At 55.6% G+C, this 24,856-nt stretch carries 23 protein-coding genes and 1 pseudogene; 9 read left to right on the top strand and 15 right to left on the bottom strand.

The genetic code is table 11. From position 1 onward, the window contains the following. Positions 1-30: 30 nt before the first annotated feature. Together mfd and EPG66_RS04405 are read right to left on the bottom strand one after the other, a co-directional pair. Complete coding sequence (mfd, locus tag EPG66_RS04410; protein ID WP_182686077.1) at positions 31-3,474, bottom strand: transcription-repair coupling factor; 3,444 nt, start codon at positions 3,472-3,474, stop codon at positions 31-33. Between the two features lie 228 nt (positions 3,475-3,702). Continuing rightward, positions 3,703-3,912, bottom strand: a complete 210-nt coding sequence (locus EPG66_RS04405; protein ID WP_003849845.1) for a hypothetical protein — start codon at positions 3,910-3,912, stop codon at positions 3,703-3,705. A 248-nt stretch (positions 3,913-4,160) separates the two neighbouring features. Here EPG66_RS04405 and lolC point away from each other — a divergent pair, with 248 nt between their 5' ends. The 5 genes from lolC to pepT all read left to right on the top strand — a co-directional run bounded on the left by lolC (position 4,161) and on the right by pepT (position 9,747). Then, positions 4,161-5,360, top strand: coding sequence for a lipoprotein-releasing ABC transporter permease subunit LolC (gene lolC / locus EPG66_RS04400; protein WP_010246284.1), 1,200 nt, complete (start codon positions 4,161-4,163; stop codon positions 5,358-5,360). Continuing rightward, on the top strand, positions 5,353-6,057 hold the full coding sequence (gene lolD, locus EPG66_RS04395; RefSeq protein WP_064704508.1) for a lipoprotein-releasing ABC transporter ATP-binding protein LolD: 705 nt from the start codon (positions 5,353-5,355) through the stop codon (positions 6,055-6,057). Before lolC ends, lolD begins: the two co-directional genes overlap by 8 nt. Then, positions 6,057-7,301 (top strand): lipoprotein-releasing ABC transporter permease subunit LolE, encoded by a 1,245-nt coding sequence (gene lolE, locus EPG66_RS04390; protein WP_010669866.1) that lies wholly within the window; start codon positions 6,057-6,059, stop codon positions 7,299-7,301. The genes lolD and lolE overlap by 1 nt, the downstream gene beginning before the upstream one ends. 145 nt (positions 7,302-7,446) lie before the next feature. Continuing rightward, positions 7,447-8,280 (top strand): Sir2 family NAD+-dependent deacetylase, encoded by an 834-nt coding sequence (gene cobB / locus EPG66_RS04385; protein ID WP_182686075.1) that lies wholly within the window; start codon positions 7,447-7,449, stop codon positions 8,278-8,280. A 237-nt stretch (positions 8,281-8,517) separates the two neighbouring features. Beyond that, on the top strand, positions 8,518-9,747 hold the full coding sequence (pepT, locus tag EPG66_RS04380; RefSeq protein WP_083068363.1) for a peptidase T: 1,230 nt from the start codon (positions 8,518-8,520) through the stop codon (positions 9,745-9,747). A 66-nt stretch (positions 9,748-9,813) separates the two neighbouring features. On the opposite strand, the gene EPG66_RS04375 is transcribed toward pepT, so the two are convergent. The 8 genes from EPG66_RS04375 to rluE all read right to left on the bottom strand — a co-directional run bounded on the left by EPG66_RS04375 (position 9,814) and on the right by rluE (position 17,666). Continuing rightward, on the bottom strand, positions 9,814-10,938 hold the full coding sequence (locus EPG66_RS04375; RefSeq protein ID WP_031593448.1) for a ribosomal protein uL16 3-hydroxylase: 1,125 nt from the start codon (positions 10,936-10,938) through the stop codon (positions 9,814-9,816). Positions 10,939-10,995: 57 nt separating this feature from the next. Next, on the bottom strand, positions 10,996-12,456 hold the full coding sequence (phoQ, locus tag EPG66_RS04370) for a two-component system sensor histidine kinase PhoQ (protein WP_010669868.1): 1,461 nt from the start codon (positions 12,454-12,456) through the stop codon (positions 10,996-10,998). A 2-nt stretch (positions 12,457-12,458) separates the two neighbouring features. Next, complete coding sequence (gene phoP, locus EPG66_RS04365; protein WP_010246270.1) at positions 12,459-13,127, bottom strand: two-component system response regulator PhoP; 669 nt, start codon at positions 13,125-13,127, stop codon at positions 12,459-12,461. A 104-nt stretch (positions 13,128-13,231) separates the two neighbouring features. After that, on the bottom strand, positions 13,232-14,602 hold the full coding sequence (gene purB / locus EPG66_RS04360; RefSeq protein ID WP_010246268.1) for an adenylosuccinate lyase: 1,371 nt from the start codon (positions 14,600-14,602) through the stop codon (positions 13,232-13,234). A 44-nt stretch (positions 14,603-14,646) separates the two neighbouring features. Next, a complete protein-coding gene (gene hflD, locus EPG66_RS04355; protein ID WP_010246266.1) occupies positions 14,647-15,288 on the bottom strand; it encodes a high frequency lysogenization protein HflD in 642 nt (213 codons plus the stop codon). Positions 15,289-15,330: 42 nt separating this feature from the next. After that, the gene (gene mnmA / locus EPG66_RS04350; protein ID WP_010669869.1) at positions 15,331-16,443 is read right to left on the bottom strand and encodes a tRNA 2-thiouridine(34) synthase MnmA; all 1,113 of its coding nucleotides are present in this window, start codon (positions 16,441-16,443) and stop codon (positions 15,331-15,333) included. A 42-nt stretch (positions 16,444-16,485) separates the two neighbouring features. Continuing rightward, positions 16,486-16,959: an NUDIX domain-containing protein gene (locus EPG66_RS04345; RefSeq protein ID WP_158131828.1), complete on the bottom strand. Its 474-nt coding sequence runs from the start codon at positions 16,957-16,959 to the stop codon at positions 16,486-16,488. Between the two features lie 44 nt (positions 16,960-17,003). Beyond that, entirely contained in the window at positions 17,004-17,666 is a 663-nt protein-coding gene (rluE, locus tag EPG66_RS04340) for a 23S rRNA pseudouridine(2457) synthase RluE (protein WP_083068360.1), read from the bottom strand. Positions 17,667-17,770: 104 nt separating this feature from the next. Between rluE and icd the strand changes: the two genes are divergently transcribed. The 3 genes from icd (at position 17,771) to EPG66_RS04325 (ending at position 21,039) form a co-directional block, all read left to right on the top strand. Continuing rightward, a complete protein-coding gene (gene icd / locus EPG66_RS04335) occupies positions 17,771-19,021 on the top strand; it encodes an NADP-dependent isocitrate dehydrogenase (protein ID WP_010246256.1) in 1,251 nt (416 codons plus the stop codon). A gap of 512 nt (positions 19,022-19,533) precedes the next feature. Further along, positions 19,534-19,731, top strand: a complete 198-nt coding sequence (locus tag EPG66_RS04330) for a hypothetical protein (protein ID WP_010246253.1) — start codon at positions 19,534-19,536, stop codon at positions 19,729-19,731. A 300-nt stretch (positions 19,732-20,031) separates the two neighbouring features. Continuing rightward, entirely contained in the window at positions 20,032-21,039 is a 1,008-nt protein-coding gene (locus EPG66_RS04325; protein ID WP_031593453.1) for a glycosyltransferase family 9 protein, read from the top strand. Here the strand turns inward: EPG66_RS04325 and EPG66_RS04320 are convergent. The 4 genes from EPG66_RS04320 to EPG66_RS04305 all read right to left on the bottom strand — a co-directional run bounded on the left by EPG66_RS04320 (position 21,033) and on the right by EPG66_RS04305 (position 23,383). Beyond that, positions 21,033-21,371, bottom strand: coding sequence for a DUF1493 family protein (locus EPG66_RS04320; RefSeq protein ID WP_069026085.1), 339 nt, complete (start codon positions 21,369-21,371; stop codon positions 21,033-21,035). The two genes, EPG66_RS04325 and EPG66_RS04320, sit on opposite strands and share 7 nt — an antisense overlap. Beyond that, positions 21,371-22,432 carry a glycosyltransferase family 9 protein gene (locus tag EPG66_RS04315; RefSeq protein WP_182686073.1) on the bottom strand — a complete coding sequence of 354 codons (1,062 nt, stop codon included), beginning with the start codon at positions 22,430-22,432 and terminating at the stop codon, positions 21,371-21,373. Before EPG66_RS04315 ends, EPG66_RS04320 begins: the two co-directional genes overlap by 1 nt. A gap of 362 nt (positions 22,433-22,794) precedes the next feature. Next, positions 22,795-22,965, bottom strand: coding sequence for a hypothetical protein (locus tag EPG66_RS04310; protein WP_010246238.1), 171 nt, complete (start codon positions 22,963-22,965; stop codon positions 22,795-22,797). A 169-nt stretch (positions 22,966-23,134) separates the two neighbouring features. Further along, positions 23,135-23,383: an ElaB/YgaM/YqjD family protein gene (locus EPG66_RS04305; RefSeq protein ID WP_010246235.1), complete on the bottom strand. Its 249-nt coding sequence runs from the start codon at positions 23,381-23,383 to the stop codon at positions 23,135-23,137. 212 nt (positions 23,384-23,595) lie between these two features. On the opposite strand from EPG66_RS04305, the gene EPG66_RS04300 reads away from it, so the two are divergent. Then, positions 23,596-23,808, top strand: coding sequence for a DUF2767 family protein (locus EPG66_RS04300; protein ID WP_069026087.1), 213 nt, complete (start codon positions 23,596-23,598; stop codon positions 23,806-23,808). A gap of 20 nt (positions 23,809-23,828) precedes the next feature. Here EPG66_RS04300 and EPG66_RS04295 read toward each other — a convergent pair. Next, positions 23,829-24,838 (bottom strand): annotated as a pseudogene (locus tag EPG66_RS04295) (Ppx/GppA phosphatase family protein). Positions 24,839-24,856: the final 18 nt, after the last annotated feature.

The following is a 24,856-nucleotide window of genomic DNA, read 5'->3' as shown; positions in this document are numbered from 1 at the left end:
CGGTTAGCTCAGCAACGCACGGGCAGGGTGTTACGCCTGCCGTTGAGCCAGTTGCGAAACGAATCCCTGCACCCACTCAAGCCGCACTTTTCTTTCCGATAGCTCACGGGTAAACCGCAGTCGCGTCGGCCCATCCAGCTTCCACTGCTGAGGCTCTTTCTGCAGCAGGCCTATCAGCCATGCCGGATCCACGTTGTTCTTCGGCGCAAAATCGAAATAACCGCCTTTGTCGCTGGCTTCGATCTTACGCAGACCGACAGCGCGGGCTTTCAGCCGGATAATCGCCACATCCAGCAGGTTACGCGCCGGATCGGGCAGCAGGCCAAAGCGGTCGATCATCTCAACCTTCAGCTCCTGCAGCTCCTCTTCAGCCTCCGCGCTGGCGATGCGTTTATAGAGTGAAAGACGGGTACTGACATCCGGGATAAAGGTCTCGGGCAGCAGGGCGGGCATCCGCAGCTCCACCTCGGTCTGGTTGCTGGTGAGATCTTCCAGTGACGGCTCGCGACCCGCTTTCAGCGCCTCGACCGCATTCTCCAGCAGCTCCATATAAAGCGTGAAGCCCAGCGTCTCCATCTGTCCGCTCTGCTCATCACCCAGCAGTTCGCCAGCACCGCGAATCTCCAGGTCATGCGTTGCCAGGGCAAAACCGGCTCCCAGATCTTCCAGCGAAGCGATCGCCTCCAGCCGCTTATGCGCATCGGCGGTCATCGACTTCGGATGCGGTGTTAACAGCCAGGCATAAGCCTGATGATGCGAGCGCCCGACGCGACCACGCAGCTGATGCAACTGCGCCAGGCCAAAGTGATCGGCCCGCTCGATGATGATGGTATTGGCGGTCGGAATGTCGATACCGGTTTCGATAATGGTGGTACAGACCAGCACGTTGAAACGCTGATGGTGGAAATCGTTCATCACCCGTTCCAGATCACGCTCACGCATCTGACCATGACCAATAGCGACACGCGCTTCCGGCACCAGTTCGCTGAGACGCTGCGCCGCTTTCTCGATATTTTCTACGTCGTTGTAGAGGTAGTAGACCTGTCCGCCACGCAGAACCTCACGCAGGATCGCTTCCCGGATCACCAGATCGTCAAATTCACGGACAAAGGTTTTCACCGCTAAACGGCGGGCAGGTGGCGTGGCGATGATCGAGAGATCGCGCATGCCGCTCATGGCCATATTCAGGGTGCGAGGGATTGGTGTTGCGGTCAGCGTCAGAATGTCCACATCGGCGCGCATCGCCTTGATGCGCTCTTTGTGACGCACGCCGAAACGGTGCTCTTCATCGACAATCAGCAGACCGAGATCGTGCCATTTGAGATCGCTCATCAGCAGCTTATGGGTGCCGATTAAGATGTCGATCTTGCCATCGCTGGCCTGTTCCAGCACCTGCGCCTGCTCTTTGGCAGTACGGAAACGGGAAAGCATCTCAATGCGAACCGGCCAGTTGGCGAAGCGATCGCGGAAGTTATCGTAATGCTGCTGTGCCAGCAGGGTGGTCGGCACCAGCACGGCCACCTGTTTATGGTTCTCAATCGCCAGAAACGCCGCGCGCATGGCCACTTCGGTTTTACCGAAACCAACGTCGCCGCACACCAGACGATCCATCGCCAGCGGCTCGCACATATCACTCAGCACCGCGTTGATCGCCTGCGCCTGGTCCGGGGTGGTTTCAAACGGGAAGCTTTCGCAGAACAGCTGATACTGCTCGCGATTATGCTTAAAGGCAAAGCCGGTTTTGGCGGCGCGCTGAGCATAGATATCCAGCAGTTCAGCCGCCACATCACGCACTTTCTCAGCCGCTTTCTGCCGTGCGCGCGACCAGGCATCGCTGCCCAGTTTGTGCAGTGGTGCATTATCGTCAGCACCGCCCGCGTAGCGGCTGATCAGGTGCAGCGATGAAACCGGCACATAAAGTTTGGCGTCATTGGCGTAGGAGAGCATCAGATATTCCGCCTCAATGCCGCCGGCTTCCAGTGTGGTGAGGCCGATATAACGACCCACACCGTGTTCCAGATGCACCACCGGCTGGCCAGGATGCAGCTCCGCCAGGTTACGGATCAGAATGTCCGGATTGATAGTGCGACGGGTATCCTGACGGCGACGGCTGACGCGTTCGCCCAGCAAATCGCTTTCGCAAATCAGCGCCCGGTTGCCCTGGGTATCGATAAAACCGCGCTCGCTGGCGCCGATCATCAGTCGGAAACGCTCTTCGCAGGTTTCATCGAAGCGGTGCACAGGCTGAGGACGCAGTTTAATCCGTGCCAGCAGATCCTGCAGGCTCTCACGGCGGCCTTCACTTTCCACCGAGAAGACCACGGTGCCGCTGAAGGTCTCAATAAACTGACGCAGATGATCCAGCGGCGCTTTCGCCTGCGCCTGAACGGTCAGATCAGGCAGTGGGGTATAGCCGAGGTTGGTATTCGCGGCTTTGGCGGGCAGCACCTCATTGGTCATCTGGATGCGCGGCCAGGCTTTCAGCTCTCCCATTAATGCATCCGGACGCAGCCACAGGGTGACCGGCTCCAGCAGTGGACGCATCGGATCAACGCGGCGATTTTCATAACGCGCCTCGGCATCCTGCCAGAAGCGGCTGGCGCTGCCTTCAAGATCGCCGCAGTTCACAATCAGGGTATTGTCGGGCAGATAGCTGAACAGGCTGGGTAACGGCTGCTCAAAAAACAGCGGCTGCCAGTATTCGATGCCCGCTGGCAGCGTGCCTTTGCTGACCTGCTGATAGACATGCTCCGACTCACGGCGCACATCAAACGTTTCACGCCAGCGGCTGCGGAACAGCTCAATGGCGGCTTTGTCGCTGGGAAACTCATGCGCAGGCAACAGGTTAATTTCGGGGACCGCTTCCAGCGTGCGCTGACTGTCGACGTCGAACAGGCGCAGGCTGTCGATCTCATCATCGAAAAAGTCGATGCGGTAGGGCTGATCGCTGCCCATCGGGAACAGATCGAGCAGGGCGCCGCGCGTGGCGTATTCACCGTGCTCCATCACCTGATCGACATGGCGATAACCGGCCTGCTCAAGCTGGTCGCGCAGCCGGTCGCGAGACAGTTTTTGTCCCTGCTTCATCACCAGCGCATGGCCGTGCAGGAAACTGTGCGGGCAGACGCGCTGCATCAGGGTGTTGACCGGCATGATCAGCATACCGCGCTGCATCACCGGCAGCTGGTAGAGGGTCGACAGGCGGGCGGAGATAATATCCTGATGCGGCGAAAAGCTGTCGTAGGGCAGCGTTTCCCAGTCGGCAAGGTGCGCCACCGGCAGATCGGTAAACTGGCGGATTTCATCCAGCAGACGCAGAGCGGTTTGGGTATCGGGTGTAATCATTAACACCGGACCAGCATGTCGTTCGGTAATGCTGGCACACTCCACCGCGTGCGCCGCGCCTATGAGCTGGCCGAGCTGACGGTGATCGCCGGATTTAACGGGCAGGGTATAACGAGTCTGTTCGGGCATGGGATCTCGGGGTTGCTCCATTTTTCCAGGACGTAATCATTCCATATTATGTCAGGGGGATCACCTCTGCGGCACAATTTTCCTGCCGCGCCGCGCTGAACCAGGGGAGCGGTCAGCCATTACCGGGCGTCAGCGGTAATCGTGCGGATAAAGAGAGGATAGACGGAGTCTGGCAAGGGATCAGAAAAAACCGCCGTCGCCATGCAGCGACGGGGTTAAGCGGGCATTTTATTTTATGGATTGCTGTGTGTAATGCATGCGTGGGCGGTCGATATTCGCCCAGGATAACTCCTGCTCAGGATGATAGCTGAGGTTACCGTCGTCCCACTTTACGTAGTAGCCGGCTGGTGCGTTTCCCTGCTCAAAGACGTTGATGATTTCGCCTCTGATCTCCCCGGATTTATGTTTAACGATGCTGCCTTTGGGAAATTTCAACATGGTCGCTACCTCATACTGCCCGGCGATAAATCACCCGTGATCGTGGTACTGATTGTAGTCTACCCCCCTGGGCGCTGAATAATCAGCCAATAAGCGGCGGCTTTATCGGCTATTCCGCTGCTTTGGCGCGGAATGTGACGCATCCGGATGCAACTTTGCTGCCGACTCAGAGGGTTAGAGGTTTCATAAAGCCAGCCGCTCCTTTATCATCCCACTACCTATTTTCAGGCAACGGCTTACTGGATTCCATGTATCAACCTGTCGCGCTATTTATCGGTCTGCGTTATATGCGTGGACGAGCATCGGATCGCTTCGGTCGCTTTGTCTCCTGGCTCTCAACGATTGGCATTACGCTCGGCGTGCTGGCGATGGTCACCGTGTTATCGGTGATGAACGGTTTTGAGCGTGAACTCGAAGGCAATATTCTTGGCCTGATGCCTCAGGCGCTGATCACCAGCGACAAAGGCAGTCTCAATCCACAACAGCAACCCGCCACTTCGCTGAATCTGCAGGGTGTCAGCCGTATCGCGCCGCTGACCACCGCCAATGTGGTGCTGCAAAGCCCGCACAGCGTCTCCGTTGGCGTGATGCTGGGCATTGAGCCGGCTGAAAAAGATCCGCTTACCCCTTTCCTGGTCAATACCCGGCAGAGCGTGCTGCAGGCCGGGCAGTATAATGTCATCCTCGGCGAACAGCTGGCATCCCAGCTTGGCGTAAAACGTGGCGATCAGCTGCGTCTGATGGTGCCGTCGGTCAGCCAGTTCACCCCGATGGGACGCGTGCCAAGTCAGCGTCTGTTTACCGTAGCGGGCACCTATGCCGCTAACAGCGAAGTCGATGGTTATCAGATTCTGGTCAATCTTCAGGATGCGTCGCGCGTGATGCGCTATCCGGCCGGTAATATTACCGGCTGGCGACTGTGGCTGGATAAACCGCTGTCGGTCGACAGTCTGAGTCAGCAGACACTGCCTGCGGGCCTGGTCTGGAAAGACTGGCGTGAGCGTAAAGGCGATCTCTTCCAGGCAGTGCGTATGGAAAAGAACATGATGGGCCTGCTGCTGAGCCTGATCATCGCGGTGGCTGCCTTTAACATCATCACCTCGTTAGGCCTGCTGATCATGGAGAAGCAGGGCGAAGTGGCGATCCTGCAAACCCAGGGCCTGACGCGCCGGCAAATAGTGGCGGTGTTTATGGTGCAGGGTGCCAGCGCCGGGATTATCGGCACGCTGCTCGGCACGCTGCTCGGTGTCTTGCTGGCCAGCCAGCTCAACAACTTAATGCCGGTGATTGGCCTGTTCCTTGATGGTGCCGCATTGCCGGTTGATATTAATGTGTGGCAGGTGGTCACCATCGCCCTCAGCGCCATGATTGTGGCGCTGTTGTCTACGCTCTATCCTTCGTGGCGCGCTGCCGCCGTTCAACCTGCTGAGGCTTTACGTTATGAGTAACACTCCTTTGTTGCAGTGCCGCGACCTGTGCAAACGCTATCAGGAAGGCAGCGTGCAGACCGATGTGCTGCGCAATGTGGCTTTCAGCCTCCAGCCCGGTGAACTGACAGCGATTGTCGGCAGCTCCGGTTCCGGTAAAAGTACGCTGCTGCATCTGCTCGGCGGCCTGGATGCACCGACATCGGGCGACGTGGTGTTTGATGGCCAGTCACTGAATGCCATGTCCTCGTCGGCCAAAGCGGAACTGCGTAATCGCGAGCTGGGCTTTATCTATCAATTCCACCATCTGCTGCCGGACTTCAGCGCGCTGGAGAACGTGGCGATGCCGCTGCTGATTGGCAAAACGGCTAAAACGGAAGCGCAGGATCGCGCCCGCGAGATGCTGGCCGCGGTCGGGCTGGACCATCGCGCTGCGCACCGGCCTTCTGAACTATCAGGCGGCGAACGCCAGCGCGTGGCGATTGCCCGGGCGCTGGTTAACCGCCCACGGCTGGTGATGGCGGATGAGCCAACCGGTAACCTCGATGCGCGCAACGCCGACGCCATTTTTGAATTACTGGGCGAACTGAACGTGCGTCAGGGCACCGCGTTTCTGGTGGTAACCCACGATCTGATGCTGGCAAAACGCATGACGCGTCAGATGGAGATGCGTGATGGTCAGTTAAGCGAGCAGCTCACCATGGCAGGAGCGGTGTAATGGGTTCGTCGTTATCCCTGTTGCTGGGCCTGCGCTTTAGCCGTGGCCGCCGTCGTGGCGGCATGGTGTCGCTGATTTCGGTGATCTCCACCATCGGTATTGCGCTGGGCGTGGCGGTGCTCATTATCGGTCTGAGCGCCATGAATGGTTTTGAGCGTGAGCTGAACAACCGCATTCTGGCGGTGGTGCCGCATGGCGAGATCGAGGCGGTCAATCAGCCATTCCAGCACTGGCAGTCGATGATTGCCCCGATTGAAAAGGTGCCCGGCATTGCGGCGGCGGCGCCTTATGTTAACTTCACCGGCCTGATTGAGAGCGGCGCCCGGCTGGAAGCGCTGCAGGTAAAGGGCGTTGATCCGGCACAGGAGCCGCGCCTCAGTGCCCTGCCACAGTTTGTGGCAGATAACGGCTGGTCCTCTTTTGCCGCCGGTAAGCAGCAGATCATTCTGGGCGGCGGCATTGCTAAATCGCTTAATGTGAAGCAGGGCGACTGGATCACCATCATGATCCCCAATAACGATGGTGATAACAAACTGCTTCAGCCTAAACGTATCCGGCTTCAGGTCAGCGGTATTCTGCAACTGAGCGGCATGCTCGATCACAGCCTGGCGCTGGTGCCACTCGCCGATGCGCAGCACTATCTGGAGATGGGTGACAGCGTGTCTGGCATCGCCCTGAAGATGACCGACCCGTTCCAGGCGGTCAAACTGGTGCGGGATGCCGGTGAAGCGACCCGTTCCTACGTCTACATCAAGAGCTGGATTGGCACCTACGGCTATATGTACCGCGATATTCAGATGATCCGCGCCATCATGTATCTGGCGATGGTGCTGGTGATTGGCGTCGCCTGCTTTAACATCGTCTCAACGCTGGTGATGGCGGTGAAGGATAAGAGCAGTGACATTGCGGTGCTCCGTACCCTCGGTGCTAAAGACCGGCTTATCCGCGCCATCTTCATCTGGTACGGTTTGCTGGCAGGCTTGCTGGGCAGCGTCAGCGGCGTGGTCGCGGGCGTGCTGGTGGCGCTGAATCTGACCTCACTGGTGCGCGGGCTGGAGTCGGTTACCGGCCATCATCTGCTGGCGGGTGATATCTACTTCATTGATTTCCTGCCGTCGGAACTGCACTGGATTGATGTGTTCTCAGTATTGATTACCGCGATTCTGCTGAGCCTGCTGGCGAGCTGGTATCCCGCCAGACGCGCCAGCCGCATTGACCCGGCTCGGGTATTAAGCGGTCAGTGAAAAAATGCGGCGCGAATCCTTTCGCGCCGCATCTGTTTAAGACCTTTGCTGTTGGGCGCGACCCTCAGCAACCGTTACTATCGGGTGATGTTAACCCGGAATCTGTTTAGAGCGGCTCGCCGCAGCTGCTACGCCAGGAGATTTTATGCGTACACCACGTCGCCGCATACGACTTGCCCGCCTGAAGAAAACCCGGAGAAAAGTGCATCAGCGCTTTCGCCAGCGCATATTTGAGCGCGATCGTCAGGCCGAACTGGCCGCCCATCCTCAGCCGCATATTGTCGTGCTGACCGGCGCAGGCATCTCAGCGGAGTCCGGCATCCGGACCTTCCGCGCGGCTGACGGCCTGTGGGAAGAGCACCACGTTGAAGATGTTGCGACGCCCGAAGGATTTCAGCGCGATCCTGCGCTGGTGCAGCGCTTTTACAATGCGCGCCGTCAGCAATTGCAGGAGGCAGAGATTCAGCCTAACGCGGCCCATCTGGCGCTGGCGGAGCTGGAACAGGTATTAGGCGATAACTTTTTGCTGGTCACGCAAAACATCGACAATCTGCATGAGCGTGCCGGAAACAGCCGGGTGCTGCATATGCATGGTGAGCTTTTAAAAGTGCGCTGTGTCACCAGCGGTCAGGTCATTGAGTGGACCGGTGATATCAACCCGGACGATCGCTGCACCTGCTGCCAGTTTCCCTCGGCGCTGCGGCCGCACGTAGTGTGGTTTGGTGAGATGCCGCTGGGCATGGAGCAGATTTATCAGGCGCTGGAACAGGCCGATTACTTTATCGCTATCGGCACCTCAGGCCATGTCTATCCGGCGGCGGGTTTTGTCCATGAAGCCAAACTGCAGGGCGCGCATACTGTTGAGCTGAACCTGGAGCCAAGCCAGGTGGGCAATGAATTTGCCGAGCGACATTACGGCCTGGCGAGCGAAGTGGTGCCGGAGTTTGTGCATAAGCTGCTGCGCGCGCTTTATAAGTAAGCAGGGGCGGCTATGGCCGCCTCGCCGTTTTTTTGCCCATCATGCTGATTCCAGCCGCCCGGTGCTTATCAACATTGCGAGGCTTGCCGCAACAATCTCGTAATCAGCCGTTTTTTTCGGGCTTATTGCTTTCCCAAAGGTCATCGACAGCGCTAACCTGTCTGCGAATGATTTTACGCAACGTTGTAACCGGCTGGTCTGTTAATAATACCGGATGGCACTTTTAAAGGATGGGATATGGAACAGTTACTTGAGCGCTTTTTAAGTTATGTGGCCGTTGAGACACAGGCTAAGCCGCAGGCGCGCCAGGTGCCCAGCAGTGAAGGGCAGTGGACTCTGGCGCGTCAGCTGCAGGAGGAGTTGCTGGCACTGGGTTTTGTCGATGTCTCCTTAAGCGATCACTGTTGCGTCATGGGCACGCTGCCCGCCAATGTTGACTGGCCGACGCCAGTCATCGGTTTCATCTCTCACATGGATACCTCGCCAGACTTTACGGCGAAACATGTTAATCCGCAGATTATTGAAAATTATCGCGGCGGAGACATTGCGCTGGGTAACGGCAACGAAATTCTCTCGCCGGTGATGTTCCCGGTGCTGCACAAGCTGATTGGGCATACGCTGATTACCACCGATGGCAAAACCCTGCTGGGCGCGGATGATAAAGCAGGTATTGCCGAGATTATGACGGCAATGGCGCAACTGGCTGCGAGCGATACGCCGCACGGTGCGATCCGTGTTGCCTTTACGCCCGATGAAGAGATTGGCCGCGGCACTTCTCACTTTGATGTGGAAGGCTTTGCTGCTGACTGGGCCTACACCATTGATGGCAGTGATTTAGGGGAGTTCGAATATGAGAACTTCAATGCTGCTTCGGCCACCGTCAAAATCGTCGGTAACAACGTGCACCCTGGCTCCGCCAAAGGGGTGATGGTCAATGCGCTGGATCTGGCAAACCAGTTTCATGCCGCCGTCCCGTCCAGCGAAAAACCGCAATATACTGACGGCTACCAGGGCTTCTATCACCTGCATCAGATCAAAGGCAGCGTTGAACACGCCGAGATGCTCTATATCATTCGTGACTTCGAAACGGAGAGTTTTGAACAGCGTAAACAGACGCTGCTGCAGATTGCCGCAGAGATCAACAAAACCCTGCACCCGGACTGTTCAGTCATCGTCGAAATCACCAACAGCTATCGCAACATGCGTGAAAAAGTGGAGCCGTTCCCGCACATCATCGAACTGGCTTTACAGGCGATGCGTGACTGCGGCATTGAGCCGGTAGTGAAACCGATTCGCGGCGGTACGGATGGATCGGCGCTGTCGTGGAAAGGGTTACCTTGCCCGAACATCTTTACCGGTGGCTATAACTATCACGGTAAGCATGAGTTTGCTTCGCTGAATATCATGGCGAAATCGGTGGAAGTGATTGTGCGGCTGTCAGAGCTGGCGGCGCAGAAGAAGAATTAAACCCGCAGACACAAAAAAGGCTCTCTGCCACGGCGGCAAGAGAGCCTGTTTCAGTATCAGCTCAGATTATTCGTCGCCGAAGTACCAGTATCCGGCATTGACCAGATCAGCAATCTGCGCCAGTACCGACGGGTCATCCAGCGCATCCCCCAGATCGTCCAGTGTGATGCGATAGTGGCGCGCCAGGACCGCCATCACATCGGGATGTGAACACTCAACCCGCTCACCGTTGACATAGACCGCATCACCAATCGTCAGGACACGCAGGCCACCTAACCGGCTCAGGGTATCGCCCTGTTGCAGCGCATCATAAATTTCATCGGGCTGATAAGGCGGTTCCGGCGGCGCGACATCGAGTTCGTGACGTGACTGGGAAATGAATTCGCCGAACCATTGAGCGAAATGCTCCGGCTGATTGACCACATCCAGCATCAACTGACGTACGCCTTCGATCTCCTGCGGCAGAATCTGCGACGGGCAATCACGTGCAGGCACATCCGGATCGCTGAAGCGCAGGCTGCCCAGCTCATTGGCCAGCGCGTAATCCGCAAAGCCGCTGATTAACTCGCGTCCGCTGGGGGCACGGAAACCCACGGAGTAGTTCAGGGCGTTTTCCAGCGAGTAGCCTTCATGCGGGAACCCTGGCGGAATATAGAGAATATCACCCGGCTCCATCTCTTCATCGATGATGGCGTCGAATGGCTCAACCTGCAGCAGATCCGGGTGCGGGCAGTGCTGCTTCAGCGGCACCTTTTCACCGACGCGCCAGCGACGGCGACCGGCACCCTGAATAATAAAGACATCATACTGATCAAAATGGGGACCGACGCCGCCGCCAGGCACGGCAAACGACACCATCAGGTCATCAACACGCCAGTCAGGCAGGAAACGGAAAGGGCGCATCAGTGCGGCAGAGGGTTCATGCCAGTGATTGACCGCCTGTACCAGCAGCGACCAGTTGTTCTCACCCAGATGATCATAGCTCTCGAACGGGCCGTGGCTGACCTGCCATTTGCCATCCTGATGACTGACCAGGCGGCTATCCACCTCGTTTTCCATCGCCAGACCGGCCAGTTCATCCGGTGAAAGAGGATCGACAAAGTTTTTAAAACCACGCTTCAGCACTACCGGGCGTTTCTGCCAGTAACGCTGAATAAAATCGGGCCAGTTAATATCGAGCTGATAGTCCATAAAAGGGTTCCGCTTAGGGCTGTAAATGCCAGCAAGTATAACAGCCCTGAGGGTTTTCTACTCGCGGCGATGTTCGACTTCCTGGCGCTGAAAGACCACTTCCATGCGTGTTCCGCCGAGTGCGCTGCTGGAGGCGATGACGTTGCCCTCATATTGCTCAAGAATATCGCGCACCACCGCCAGACCCAGTCCCTGACCGGGACGCAGGGTATCGGCACGCTGACCCCGGACAAACACTAAATCGCGCTTGCTCTCGGGAATGCCCGGACCATCATCGTCAATATAGAGATGGAGTGCATTTTCGCTCTGAAAAGCGCTGATTTCGATAAATTCCAGGCAATATTTGCAGGCGTTATCGAGCACGTTGCCGAGCACTTCCATAAAGTCATTCTGGTCGCCAACAAAGGTCAGCTCCGGTGAGATATCCAGCGAAATCGCCACGCCTTTACGCTGATAGACTTTATTCAGGGCCGAGCAGAGCTTGTCGAGCAGACCGGAAACGGAATGCAGATCGCGCTGCAGCGGATTGTGATCGGCCTGCATACTGGCGCGATGCAGATAATAACCGACCTGCTGCGAGATACGACTAATCTGCTCCAGCATCACCGGCTCAGCCTGTTCCACCGTCAGTTCCTTGCCGTTGCGCAGCGAGCGCAGGGTGCTCTGCAAAACGGCCAGCGGCGTTTTCAGGCTGTGGGTCAGGTCTGAAAGCGTGGTGCGATAGCGGGTATAGCGTTGCCGCTCATTGGTCAGCAACAGATTGAGGTTACGCACCAGACTGCGCAGTTCCTGCGGCGGATTATCCGCCAGATTTTCGCGCTGACTGGTCTCCAGTTCGCGCACCTGCTGCGTCAGCGCGCCAATCGGCCGCAGACTCCAGTGCGCCGCCAGCCACAGCAACGGAATGATCAGTATCAGGTTGGCTGCCAGCACATAGCTGAACCACGACCAGACCACATCAGAATGCTGCAACTCCTGCGGGATAGAGTCGACCACCACAATAGTGAGCGCGGGCAGATTCGTTGTGGCATCGTAACGGTTAACGGCGACCGAATGGGTAAAGGTATCGTTGCTGTCATTGTCCCAGTCGTTGAGTCGTTGCTGAGCATTCAGGTTATTGCCCATCGCCACCATGCTGGTACGGTTACTGGTATCAATCTCGTAGAAGTCAGGCTTCAGCAGCCATTCACGGCGGATCTTCTTGCGGATCTCCGGCACGTCGCGTTGCTGCCACAACAGCTTGCCGTGCTCATCGTAAATAAATACCAGCGTCGGGAAGTTGAGCGTCATCCGTTCCGGCTGGGCGATGGTGAGTTTGTTGTCATGCCATTGCGCCAGCGTAAAGAACAGGTTGCTCTCGCCGCGCATCACGCGGTAGGTATTTTTATCGAAACTGACCACATAGCCAATCACCGCCACCATGCCGTAGGAGAGTGAGAGGAAGAGGACGATCGCTGCGGAGGCCAGCAGAAAGCGGGCGCGCAGCGAAATAGGGCGATAACGATTAAACCAGGACATGGTCAGAGATCAAAGCGGTAGCCCTGGCCACGCACGGTGGCGATCACGTCAGTAGGATGCAACGCCAGAATTTTTTTGCGCAGACGACCCATAAGAACGTCGATGGTGTGGCTTTCACGCAGTTCAGCGTCAGGATAGAGCTGCAGCATCAGCGAGTCTTTGCTTACCACTTTGCCCGCGTTACGGATCAGCGTCTCGACAATGGTGTACTCAAAGGCCGTGAGCTTCACCGGCTGTTCATTGACCGTCAGTTCACGGCGGGAGAGATCAACCTGAAACGGGGCCATATCGATGATTTGCGAGGCATGACCGCTGTTACGACGCATCAGCGCCTGCAGGCGTGCCGCGACTTCTTCAATATGAAATGGCTTGGTGACGTAGTCATCCGCACCGGCTTCCAGCGCCTCAACTTTGGCCTGCCAGCCTTCACGGGCGGTCAGCACCAGAATCGGCTGGCGCACGGCATCGCTGCGCCAGCGGCGAATCAGAGACATCCCATCTTCATCCGGCAGGCCGAGATCCACCAGCGCGATATCGGGCAGATGTTCCCGAAGAAAATAGTCAGCTTCTTTGGCGTCTTCGGCGGCATCGACCTGGTGGCCCATGTCACGTAACTGGACGGCGAGATGATGGCGCAGCAGGGCATTGTCTTCAACAACCAGAACACGCATAGGAATTCCTTACACTCTGTTTGAGTCAACCTGCAGAAAGTATACGCGAAGTGTATTAAACAAGATGTTAACGCAGACCGGACTGGGCCGGTCTGCGGCGGGCATTATTTCAGATCGTCAACCATCTGGATAGCGCGACCAATATAGTTTGCAGGCGTCATCTGCTTCAGACGGACTTTTTCCTCTTCCGGCAGCGCCAGGCTGTCGATAAAGGCCTGCATGCCGGCGGCATCGACGCGTTTACCGCGCGTCAGCTCCTTCAGCTTCTCATAAGGCTTCTCAATGCCGTAACGGCGCATTACCGTCTGGATCGGTTCTGCCAGCACTTCCCAGTTGTGATCCAGTTCATCCAGCAGACGATCGCGGTTCACTTCCAGTTTCGAGATGCCTTTCAGGGTCGCCTGATAGGCGATCAGCGCATAACCGACGCCCACGCCGAGGTTACGCAGCACGGTGGAGTCGGTCAGATCGCGCTGCCAGCGTGAGACCGGCAGTTTGCTGGCCAGATGCTGCATTACCGCGTTCGCCAGGCCCAGATTGCCTTCGGAGTTTTCGAAGTCAATTGGGTTCACTTTGTGCGGCATGGTCGATGAGCCAATCTCGCCCGCAATGGTCTTCTGTTTGAAATGGTTCAGCGCCACATAACCCCAGATATCGCGATCGAAATCGATCAGGATGGTGTTAAAGCGGGCGATGCAGTCGAACATTTCGGCAATATAGTCGTGCGGCTCAATCTGCGTGGTGTAAGGGTTCCAGGTGATCCCCAGCGAGGTGACGAAGTTCTCGCTCAGCGCATGCCAGTCCACTTCGGGATAGGCGGCAATGTGGGCGTTGTAATTCCCTACAGCGCCGTTGATTTTGCCCAGCACCTCAATCTGTTTCAACTGACGTAACTGACGCTCCAGACGGTAAGCGACGTTCGCCATCTCTTTACCCATCGTCGACGGTGTAGCCGGCTGGCCGTGGGTGCGGGAGAGCAGCGGAATGTCACGATATTCGCTGGCAAGATCCTTCACAGCAGTAATCAGCTGCTGCCAGTAAGGCAGGATCACGTCACGACGGGCTGTTTCCAGCATCAGGGCGTGCGACAGGTTGTTGATATCTTCAGAAGTACAGGCGAAGTGGATAAATTCAGAAACAGCATGCAGGGCAGGGACGTCGGCAACTTTCTCTTTCAGGAAATACTCAACCGCTTTGACGTCGTGGTTGGTGGTGCGCTCAATGGTTTTGATGCGCGCGGCATCTTCTTCGGAAAAACCGGCGACAATCGCATCAAGGAAAGCGTTTGCGTCGGCATCAAATGCAGGAACTTCCTTGATCTCTGCGGTCGCGGCCAGTTTTTGTAACCAGCGAACTTCAACCTCAACGCGGAATTTCAGCAAACCGAATTCGCTGAAAATCGCACGCAGCGGGCTGACTTTATCGCCGTAACGACCATCGACAGGTGAGACGGCGGTCAGAGAGGATAATTCCATCAGTGCAACTCCTGAATCATTTAGCAGTGTTTTGCCGCACCGACTTAGTAAGTCAGTGGCAGCCGGGATAAGAGGGTTTTCGCTTCACGCAGCAAACGCTGACGCGAGAACATCAGTTGCAGTCGGCCACCACCGACCTGCTGCCACAATACGGCAGCACGGATACCGGCTAACAGGGTAGCGCGCACTTTACTCTGTACCTGCGTATTCTGCAGTACCGCAGGCGAACCGGTGACCTGAATACGCGGGCCAAGCGGGCTGATCACATCCACATAGATGGCAGCCATCGCGCTGAGAATGGTGTCTGACTCCAGTTCATAATGCGCCAGCTGGCGATCCAGCTGAGTGATGCGCTGGGCCAGCGTCGCCATGGCCGTTTTACTGGCGCTGAGCTTGCGCTCCAGCACCATCATGCTCAGGGTGTAACGCGTCAGTTCTGCACCTGCACCCTGACGACTGCTGCTGTTCAGCACCGCCATCAGCGTTTCAAGTCCGAGGCGCAGGTTGGCTTCATTGTTGCCAAACACCGCCAGCGTTGAGCCAGGATTGAGGTCCAGTACGCTGCGCAGCGACACGGTCAGCGCCTCCGGCTGGCAGTGACCCTGCTGAGCCAGCTGCTGCACCAGATGGGCCGACTGACAGATGCCCGCCAGCGCCAGCGTAATTTCCTGATAATTTTTCGCCACGGTTACTCCTGTTTACGCGTCATCAATGCGGGCTGAGCCCGCTTACTCCGCCACTAACGGCAGACGCTGTTCGATAATACCGCCACCGAGGCAGACCTCACCAAGGTAAAACACCGCAGACTGGCCCGGCGTCACCGCTGCAACCGGCTCGTCGAAACGCACCTCAATCCGATCGTCGCCGTGTGGGATAATCTCACAGGGAATATCGGTCTGACGATAGCGGGTTTTCACGGTGCAGCGAAGCGGGGCGGTAATCGGCTGGCGATCAACCCAGTGCAGCTGCTGCGCAATCAGGCCGACGGACATCAGACGCGGATGATCGCCGCCCTGGGCAACAATCAGGCGGTTACGCGCCACATCTTTGTCGACCACATACCAGGGATCATCTTTGCTCTCTTTCAGGCCGCCAATACCCAGGCCTTTACGCTGTCCCAGAGTATGGTACATCAGCCCCTGATGTTCACCGACGATCTGGCCTTCGGTGGTTTCTATTTCGCCAGGCTGAGCCGGGAGATAGCGCGCCAGGAAGTCGCGGAATTTGCGCTCACCGATAAAGCAGATGCCGGTCGAGTCTTTCTTCTTCGCGGTGATAAGGTCGAGCTGTTCGGCAATGCGGCGCACTTCCGGTTTTTCCAGCTCGCCAACCGGGAACAGACTTTGGGCGATCTGCTGGTGGCTCAGGGTATAGAGGAAGTAGCTCTGATCTTTGTTGCCATCCAGACCGCGTAGCAGCTGGCTCTGGCCAGCCACGTCCTGACGACGCACGTAGTGACCGGTGGCGATAAAATCTGCGCCGAGATCCTCAGCCGCGAACTCCAGGAACGCTTTGAATTTGATCTCTTTGTTGCAGAGGATATCGGGGTTGGGCGTGCGGCCTGCTTTGTACTCTTCGAGGAAATGCTCAAAGACGTTATCCCAGTATTCAGCGGCAAAGTTAACTTTGTGCAGCTTCATACCCAGCTTGTCGCACACCGCTTGCGCATCCGCCAGATCGTCCGCGGCGGTACAATACTCCTCGCCATCGTCCTCCTCCCAGTTCTTCATGAACAGGCCTTCAACCTGGTAACCCTGCTGTTGCAGTAACCAGGCGGAAACGGAAGAATCGACGCCGCCGGACATACCGACGATCACTTTTTTCTGGCTGTTGTCAGACATGACACGCTCGCATTACGATAAAAAAACAGGCGGCGCATTCTATCATGCAGAAGGCGCGCACGCACCCTCGTGAAACGGCCACCGGAACGGGCTGACCAGATGTAGCGGGTAGCGCGTGCCCTGTTGCCACAGGCGAACGCTTTCCGCGACCAGCGGCGAACGCAGGTTAGAGGCAGTGAGAATCTGCGCTGGCGGCAACCACCAGCAGCAATCGATGTCGCTGTCCTGCGGCTGGGTTGGCATTTTTTCCGCCAGATCCACGCCAAACAGAAAACGCACAAAAGGCGTACTGTCGGGCGCGATCCACTGGTTTATCGCGATGAAATAGTGCATCGGCGTGGCGATGCCGGTCTCTTCATAGAGTTCGCGCTCTGCGGCTTCCAGCAGAGTTTCATCCGCTTCAAGATGCCCGGCGGGCTGGTTCCAGGTGGGGCGACCGTTGATCGTCTCTTCCACCACCAGTAATTCACCTTCTGCCTGAACCAGACAGGCGACAGTAACATGAGGTTTAAACATCACTTCTCCGCAATTGTTAACCTGAGGTTATAAAAAACCGGTTTTCAGAGAGCACTTTCACTGAGTTCGCGCCACGCGCCCGGAGCCAGATCGTCCAGCGAATAACTCCCCATCGCGTACCGAATCAATCGCAATGTGGGAAAGCCAATGTGGGCGGTCATCCGGCGAACCTGTCGATTTCGGCCTTCATACAGCGTGATTTTCAGCCACTGCGTCGGGATGTTTTTACGTTCGCGTATAGGTGGCTGACGTGGCCAGAGCCACTCAGGTTCAGCCACTTTTTCTACCCCAGCGGGCAGCGTCAACCCATCTTTCAGATTAACCCCATCCCGCAAAGGCTGCAGATCCGTCTCCTGTGGCTCGCCTTCCACCTGCACATAATAGATCTTACCTGTGCGTTTGCCGGGCTGAGTCAGCGCAGCCTGCAGCGCGCCGTCGTTGGTCAGCACCATCAATCCTTCGCTGTCGCGGTCGAGGCGACCTGCGGCATAAACCTCAGCGACGCTGACAAAATCCTTCAGTGTTCGGCGGCCCGCTTCATCGGTGAATTGCGGTAACACGTCAAACGGTTTGTTAAACAGAATCACGCGGTGCGGAGCCGCAGGGCGGGCAGGGGAACGCCGCGCATCACGCGTCGGGCGGCTGAATCGTTTATCCTGGTGAATTCGTTGAGAAGTTTTTCGCATGGGCTTTGCAGTCAGAAACATTCGGCGCATTATAACGTGAAATTGCGGTGATTGGCGTGGCGGAAATATTCAAGTAGTATTGACGCGCATCTTACAAATCATTAACAAACGCCCAGGAGAGGTTAATGGAAAGCAAAGTAGTTGTTCCGGCGGAAGGTCAGAAAATCACCCTGAATCAGGGCAAGCTCACAGTGCCAAACAATCCGGTCATTCCTTACATTGAGGGTGACGGTATCGGTGTTGATGTTTCCCCGGTAATGCTGAAAGTCGTCGATGCGGCGGTGAAGAAAGCCTACAACGGCGAGCGTAAGATCTCCTGGATGGAGATTTACACCGGTGAGAAGTCAGTTGAACTCTACGGCCAGGACGTCTGGCTGCCACAGGAAACTCTCGACTTAATCAAAGAATATCGCGTGGCCATTAAAGGCCCACTGACCACCCCGGTCGGCGGCGGTATTCGTTCACTAAACGTGGCCCTGCGTCAGGAGCTTGACCTCTACGTCTGCCTGCGTCCGGTACGTTACTACAAAGGCACGCCAAGCCCGGTTAAACGTCCTGAAGAGACCGACATGGTGATCTTCCGTGAAAACTCCGAAGATATCTATGCGGGTATCGAGTGGAAAGCGGGCTCTGCCGAAGCGGACAAAGTGATCAAGTTCCTGCGCGAAGAGATGGGCGTGAAGAAAATTCGCTTCCCTGAGCAGTGCGGTATCGGCGTTAAGCCGTGTTCAGAAGCGGGCACCAAACGTCTGGTGCGCGCGGCAGTGGAATACACCATCACTAACGATCGTGATTCACTGACCCTGGTTCACAAAGGCAACATCATGAAGTTCACCGAAGGCTCTTTCAAAGACTGGGGATACCAGTTAGTGAAAGAAGAGTTCGGCGGCGAACTGATCGACGGCGGCCCGTGGATGAAGTTCAAAAACCCGAACACCGGCAAAGAGATCATCGTTAAAGATGTGATTGCTGATGCGTTCCTGCAACAGATCCTGCTGCGTCCGGCTGAGTATGACGTTATCGCCTGTATGAACCTGAACGGTGACTACATCTCCGACGCTCTGGCAGCGCAGGTTGGCGGTATTGGTATCGCTCCAGGCGCCAACATCGGTGACGAGTGTGCGCTGTTCGAAGCGACCCACGGCACAGCACCTAAGTATGCAGGTCAGGATAAAGTGAACCCAGGTTCAATTATTCTGTCCGCAGAAATGATGCTGCGTCACATGGAGTGGTTCGAAGCGGCTGACCTGATTGTTAAAGGTGTTGAAGGCGCTATCGCTAACAAGACCGTGACATACGATTTCGAACGCCTGATGGATGGCGCTAAACTTCTGAAATGTTCAGAGTTTGGTGACGCGATCATCGAAAATATGTAATCGGCTTTACGTAACATACAGCCAACACGAATGTAAAAATCGTGTTGGCTTTTTATTTCACGCCTTCTTTCCCCAAAACTCTTCATAAAATCACCTTCACACAGCAACCACAATCCCGTCTTTTCCTCGATCATCGTTATAGCGATTACTCATCTAAGCGCTTATTGCTTTCGCACCGTGCTGTTTAAGACATTTACTCCGTGAGAGTGCTGCTAAATCATTTCCCGCTGACTGGCATTTTACTCTCTCTGCAAATTGAATTGTCTGATGCCACGGTAAAAGAGTGAGTGAACGCATATCTGTCATCCACCCTGTCACGCCTGATTTGTTAAACGACCCTCTGTTAATCTCTTTCAGTACCAGTTAAGCGCCCGGCATTAAATGTGTCGGGCCACGTTATTTGATCCTTACAGCTGATTCATTTTTGTAACCTGTACCACAAAAAAATAGAGTTACGCATGATCCGGTTGCCGCAGACGTGTACGCTTCTGCCGATACAGAGGGAGAGCATTATGGATGATGAAGCGGTAAGTGATGCTATTGCGGCATGTCGCCTGCTATTTGGACAGGCGGTGATGGAAATCGTGGCTGAAAATAAGCCTGTGACTGGTGAAGCCATTTCTGAAAAAATTCATCAAATGTTTACCGGAATCAACCCGGAACCCGTGATGACGCTGGCTATCAGCCTGCTGACAACCCGCGCCGACTGACCGATCCCGGTCATCAAGCCAAAGACCTCAGGCCGCCATGGGCGGCCTTTTCCTTTCTAAACGCTGGCCCGGCAGGGCCGACGCCGTAAAAATAATAATCCGGTTAATAATTCAGGCCTGTCTCTGGTCTGTCGTGCTGGCCTCATATTTTAACAATATCGCAACTATGGAACCAATCTGACACTGCGCTGACTAATTTGCTGACTATACCGTTACGTTACCGTTTTCAGAACGTTAACCGGGCGAGTCTTACTTTTATTCAGCCAGAACGGCGTAGCCTGTGCGCAGAGGATGTCAGACATGCGGGTTTTAATTATTTGTCGGGATAATATTGGCGACACCTTACTGACCACGCCGCTGATCAGTGCGCTGGCGCATTCGGGGCAGCATCAGGTCGACGTGCTGACTAACAATTACGCTGCGCCAGTGTTGCAGCATAATCCCGATATCCGGCAGCTCTTCTATTACACCAAACTGCATCACCGTGAGGCAGGGCAGGGACGACTGGCCTGCCTCTTACAGCGACTGAAGCTGATGCTGACGCTGAAAAAACAGCGTTACGATGTAGTAATTCTGGCAAAAAGCCGCTGGGATCAGCATGGCCTGAAGTGGGTTAAAACAGTGCGTCCCGCCAGAGTGATCGCACTGGGTCATCCCCATCCGCTGATTACCGATCTGTTGCCGCCACCCAGCCAGTCGCCGTGTCATATCAGTGAAACCCTGTTTAGCCTGGGGCGGCCTTTCAATCTCAGCGTCACAGCGCCAGGCAAACTGACGCTGCTGCCGGATGCGGCAATCGCGGCCAGCCTGCGTGACACCTGTGCGATTGATCCAGCTGTTCCGGTCTATGCATTGCAGATCAGCGCCCGCAAGCCGAGCCAGCAATGGGAAGCCGCGCGGTTTGCCGGGCTGGCTGAAAAAATCGCGGCGCGTCATCCCTGCCAGATTATGCTGCTCTGGTCACCTGGCAGCCGTGATAATCCGCGTCATCCGGGAGATGATGAAAAAGCGCGTGAAATTATGGCGCTCTGCCCGCATCTGCCGATCAAGGCGGTGGCTACCACCAGCCTGCCGCAGTTAATTGCAGCAATGTCGTTGTGTCAGGGGCTGGTGAGCAGTGATGGCGGGGCAATGCACATAGGTGCGGCGCTGGGATTGCCGGTTGTCGCGCTGTTTGGCGACAGCGATCCGGCGTGCTGGCACCCGTGGCAGGTTAATTATCAGGTGCTGCAACCGGCGTCACGTGAGGTCAACGCGCTGAGCAGCAGCGAGGTCTATGACGCCTTCGCCCATACCATTACTCAGTAATCCTCTTCAGGCCAGCGTCCCAGTCTGGCCGCTTCACACAGCATGGCGACCGTCAGTGGACGATAAGGCTGTGCTGTGCCCGCAGTAAACCAGCTTGCCACTGCAAAGCGACGTCGGCGCGGCTCCGGAAAATAGCGGGCTTCATCATACTGTTCTGAACAGACGCCGAAAGTGATAAAAAAGTCACTCATCAGAATGGCAAAGTCCACCTCACTCAGCGGTAACTGCTGCAGATGAAATCCCGTCCGATCCACTTTCCGGAACCAGCCCAGTGCGGTTGGCTGATTGTGGTGCTCAATCAGCGCAATGATGGCTTGAGAAAGATCGTTCATTACCCCACCAGCTTCGCCACGGCCTGCCCGACCTCATCCGCCTTGATCGTTGCCATCGGATGCTGTGAGGCGGTTTTATCCGGGCGATGAATAATGATGTGGCGATCGCTGTCCTGGCAGGGACCGGTATAGCGCGGATTGGCGGTGGAGAACAGGCTGACCGTCGGCGTCTGCGCGGCCACGGCGATGTGCAGTGGACCGGTGTCCCCGGTAACCAGCACATCCAGCGTGCGAATCAGGCTAATCAGGCCGCTGAGATTCGTTTTACCCGCCATCGGCGTCACACGCTGACGGCAGTGCAGTGGCAGGCTTTCAATAAATTCCTGCTCAAGAGGCTGCTCAGCGGCGGTGCCGGTAACGATAATTTCCGTGTCAGGCCAGCGTTCAAGCAAGGCTGTCGCCAGCTGGCTGAAGGAGGCCAGCGGCCAGCGGCGAATATCTTTTGATGCCCCTAACTGAAAACCGATACGGCGATGGTCAGCCTTTGCAGTCGGAATGTTGTTCAGTTCTGGAAGGTGCATCCGGGTCTGCTCTGTCTCTGCGCCCAGGACTTCAATCAGTTTCAGCTTACGCTTGATGGTATGGTCATCAAAATAGCCTGAATAGTGATCGAGATATTTATTTAGCAGAGGCGACTCGCGGCCGTAATGATCGCGCACAATCACCTTACTTCCGGTCAGTACCGAGCTCATAATATCGTAGGGGAAATGGGCGTGTAATATTACTGACAGGTCAGGTTTCTGGCGGCGCAGTTTGAAAAACAACGGTAAAAAATTCGCCAGTTTGTTATCCCAGATATAGATCTTATCAAACCAGTTATAACGGCTGACAAGATCCTTATTTTTCTTGCTTGAAACCAGAATAAACTTGCTGGCGGGAAAGCGATTTTTCAGGCTCCAGATAGCCGGCGTATTCATCAGAAAGTCGCCCAGTGCCGTGGTGGAGTAAATCACCACTGTTTGTGGGGCCAGGTCTTGCAAGGCCTGTGGTTTTGTTCTGCTGGAAAATCGAGAATAGAGCGTTAAAATTCGGTCTATCAGATAAATCTTTTTTTTCTTCACGTGTGAATTCTCTTAAACGTATCAATAATATTTAACAAAAGGTGTTGTGAGTTATTAGAGAATATTTCTGCGACTAAAGTTCATTATTAAGGTTTATTTTTCGCGGCCGTAGACGTTTCGTTTAAATTGTTTCCACAGTTTTAATGTTGTTTATTCAGGGTATATATACAGAATTGTGTAAAGGAAGTAAGGGATTATTAAAAAGAGATGGGATGATTCTTATAAAAAGGAAACTATGGAAAATGTTCTAATTCCGGCCATAACTAATAGCAGGTTAATTATTAGCGGAATTATTCTGTGATCTCTATGTATTACAAAACATGCGATAAAACAAACCCCGGCACGTGTGCCGGGGCAGGGTATTACGATTGTGGCTGACCCACCGGGCCTGAACCCAGCGTACCGCCCGGTGACGACTGACCGCTTGGTGCATGAGGGCGGCCATCATCTTTAATCGCGTCGCTCTTCTGCGAGCAGCCCGCCAGAGAGGTTAAGGTTGCTGCAACCAGCAGCAGGGCAGGAATTGTTTTCATAAGATCACCTTGATGTTGTCAGAAAGAGACGAAACCAGACTAAGCATAGATACTTACCGCAATCCGACCTCAAAAGGCTTATCTTTCAGATGTTTCTCAGCCGGAGGAAGGCGTCCAGGCAAAAAAAAACGGAAGCCAGTGGCTCCCGTTCTGTTGACGTTCAGCGCGATTATTTGCGGCCCAGCAGGAAGCCGATGAATACGCCAACGCCTGCAGCAACGGCCAGACCTGCAACAGGATTGGATTGAACCTGATCCTTGATACAGTCAGCAGCATCGCGGGCAGCATAGCTTGCCTGGTTGGTGTAACGGCGTGCTGCGCCTTTAGCCTGATGCTCAGATGAACCGGTTGCTGCACCCCATTGTTCCTGAACTGCGCCAGCGGCTTCTTTTACTTTATCTTCAATTTTTCCTGACATTTATTGCTCCTTGGTTTTGAGTGAGACCCTCAAAGCGTAGCAAAGATAGTGAATTCTGCTCCTCCAGCGGAGGAAAATGGGCTAAAAAATCATTTCTGGCTGTTAATGGCGCTGCGTTTGCGGGTAAGGGATTTACTGTCTAGCCTTTGGAAAGAGAGGCGCACTCAGGCGCTGCCACAGCCATAGTTAAAGCTACACCCGGAGGATAAGCAATGAAACGTGATGCACTGAATGATGACGACTATGACGAAGTCTGCCGGGTCATTGGCGATGCGGTCATTGTGCTGTCGGAGCGCGGCCATGACACTCGCCGTGGCGAAATCTACGACCTGCTTAAACGTATACGTCAGCAGCGGGCCCACAGTGAACGGGATGAGCAGCGGATGCTGGATCATGCTATCCGGCTGATTAAGCCTGAGATATAGCATAGTGCGGAAACGCTGCGCTACTGCAGCAGCACGCCCTGAATCAGACTGGCCTCAACAATCGTAACCTCATTGATTTTCAGCGCCTGCATATAACCTTCAACCAGTAAGAGATTGCTGACATCAGTAACCCGGTAGTCGCCCGGGAGTTCACTGTCGCCTTTCCAGACCTGCTGCTGCGACAGCTGACTTAATGCCGTCAGACTGTAACGATGGGGTTTGCCCGGTAACTGATTGCGGATTGAAAAACCATGGACGCCGCCGATGCCAATGACCTGACGGCTTGCCAGATCCTGTTTAATCTGCGGGCTGACCTCATTAGCGGCATAAAATTGCACAAAGCGCAGCACCGACTGCCGCCATGAGCCAATCGGGTTGGGGATTTGGCCTCCGGGCTGTTCTTCAGCACCGTCAGAATAAAATTTTTCAGCGTTACCGAGGCCAGTTTGCCCTGATAGATATCTGCAACCGGCTGACCCGCCTGCTGTCGCCAGGCAGTCATCTGCATCGATCCTCTACCAATATCCCAGACCAGCAGCTGCTCATCACGGATCGCCGGATCGTTAAGCGCGGCTTTGGCCGAGAGGAAACCGAGTTTCGCTTCCTGCTGCTGCGAGATGATGCTGATTTGCGCACCGGTCTGGCGCTGCAATTGTTCGATGACCGCCTGACCGTTGCTGGCGTTGCGGAACACCGCGGTGGCAACGCCGCTGATCCGCTGTGGATGAAAGCGCTGTGCCTGCGTTAAAAGCTGCTGCAGGGCGGCGGCACCTTCATGAGTCATCGCCGGGCTGAGCTGATTATCTGTTGAGTGGGCTAAAGCCTCGTTCCAGGCCACGGCGCGCTGATCCTGATACAGCATCTTTTCGATGCGCAGCTGGCAGACATTGACACGGGCTACCGCAATTTTGGTGGTGCCGGAACCGATATCCAGACCGGCGCGAATTTGCTGGCAGCGATCGGCCTGGGCAGCAGTGGCAAAAAACAGTGAGCAGAACAGCGTGACAGCAGACAGCGCAGCAGAACGCATAGCGACTCCGGGGGCAAT

It is taken from the genome of Pantoea pleuroti, from assembly GCF_014156615.1.
GTDB lineage: Bacteria > Pseudomonadota > Gammaproteobacteria > Enterobacterales > Enterobacteriaceae > Pantoea > Pantoea agglomerans.
Note: the sequence above shows the minus strand (reverse complement) of the source record. Positions and strands in the feature narration are given on the sequence as shown.

Bases quoted from the DNA above. Each gene is read 5' to 3' on its own strand.
- EPG66_RS04310 (WP_010246238.1), bottom strand. From the start codon at position 22,965: ATGAAAACAATTCCTGCCCTGCTGCTGGTTGCAGCAACCTTAACCTCT.
- phoQ (WP_010669868.1), bottom strand. From the start codon at position 12,456: ATGTCCTGGTTTAATCGTTATCGCCCTATTTCGCTGCGCGCCCGCTTT.
- EPG66_RS04405 (WP_003849845.1), bottom strand. From the start codon at position 3,912: ATGTTGAAATTTCCCAAAGGCAGCATCGTTAAACATAAATCCGGGGAG.
- lolE (WP_010669866.1), top strand. From the start codon at position 6,057: ATGGGTTCGTCGTTATCCCTGTTGCTGGGCCTGCGCTTTAGCCGTGGC.
- purB (WP_010246268.1), bottom strand. From the start codon at position 14,602: ATGGAATTATCCTCTCTGACCGCCGTCTCACCTGTCGATGGTCGTTAC.
- EPG66_RS04325 (WP_031593453.1), top strand. From the start codon at position 20,032: ATGCGGGTTTTAATTATTTGTCGGGATAATATTGGCGACACCTTACTG.
- pepT (WP_083068363.1), top strand. From the start codon at position 8,518: ATGGAACAGTTACTTGAGCGCTTTTTAAGTTATGTGGCCGTTGAGACA.
- mfd (WP_182686077.1), bottom strand. From the start codon at position 3,474: ATGCCCGAACAGACTCGTTATACCCTGCCCGTTAAATCCGGCGATCAC.
- EPG66_RS04320 (WP_069026085.1), bottom strand. From the start codon at position 21,371: ATGAACGATCTTTCTCAAGCCATCATTGCGCTGATTGAGCACCACAAT.
- rluE (WP_083068360.1), bottom strand. From the start codon at position 17,666: ATGTTTCTGACTGCAAAGCCCATGCGAAAAACTTCTCAACGAATTCAC.
- cobB (WP_182686075.1), top strand. From the start codon at position 7,447: ATGCGTACACCACGTCGCCGCATACGACTTGCCCGCCTGAAGAAAACC.
- EPG66_RS04300 (WP_069026087.1), top strand. From the start codon at position 23,596: ATGAAACGTGATGCACTGAATGATGACGACTATGACGAAGTCTGCCGG.
- EPG66_RS04330 (WP_010246253.1), top strand. From the start codon at position 19,534: ATGGATGATGAAGCGGTAAGTGATGCTATTGCGGCATGTCGCCTGCTA.
- mnmA (WP_010669869.1), bottom strand. From the start codon at position 16,443: ATGTCTGACAACAGCCAGAAAAAAGTGATCGTCGGTATGTCCGGCGGC.
- lolC (WP_010246284.1), top strand. From the start codon at position 4,161: ATGTATCAACCTGTCGCGCTATTTATCGGTCTGCGTTATATGCGTGGA.
- EPG66_RS04375 (WP_031593448.1), bottom strand. From the start codon at position 10,938: ATGGACTATCAGCTCGATATTAACTGGCCCGATTTTATTCAGCGTTAC.
- lolD (WP_064704508.1), top strand. From the start codon at position 5,353: ATGAGTAACACTCCTTTGTTGCAGTGCCGCGACCTGTGCAAACGCTAT.
- EPG66_RS04345 (WP_158131828.1), bottom strand. From the start codon at position 16,959: ATGTTTAAACCTCATGTTACTGTCGCCTGTCTGGTTCAGGCAGAAGGT.
- phoP (WP_010246270.1), bottom strand. From the start codon at position 13,127: ATGCGTGTTCTGGTTGTTGAAGACAATGCCCTGCTGCGCCATCATCTC.
- EPG66_RS04305 (WP_010246235.1), bottom strand. From the start codon at position 23,383: ATGTCAGGAAAAATTGAAGATAAAGTAAAAGAAGCCGCTGGCGCAGTT.
- icd (WP_010246256.1), top strand. From the start codon at position 17,771: ATGGAAAGCAAAGTAGTTGTTCCGGCGGAAGGTCAGAAAATCACCCTG.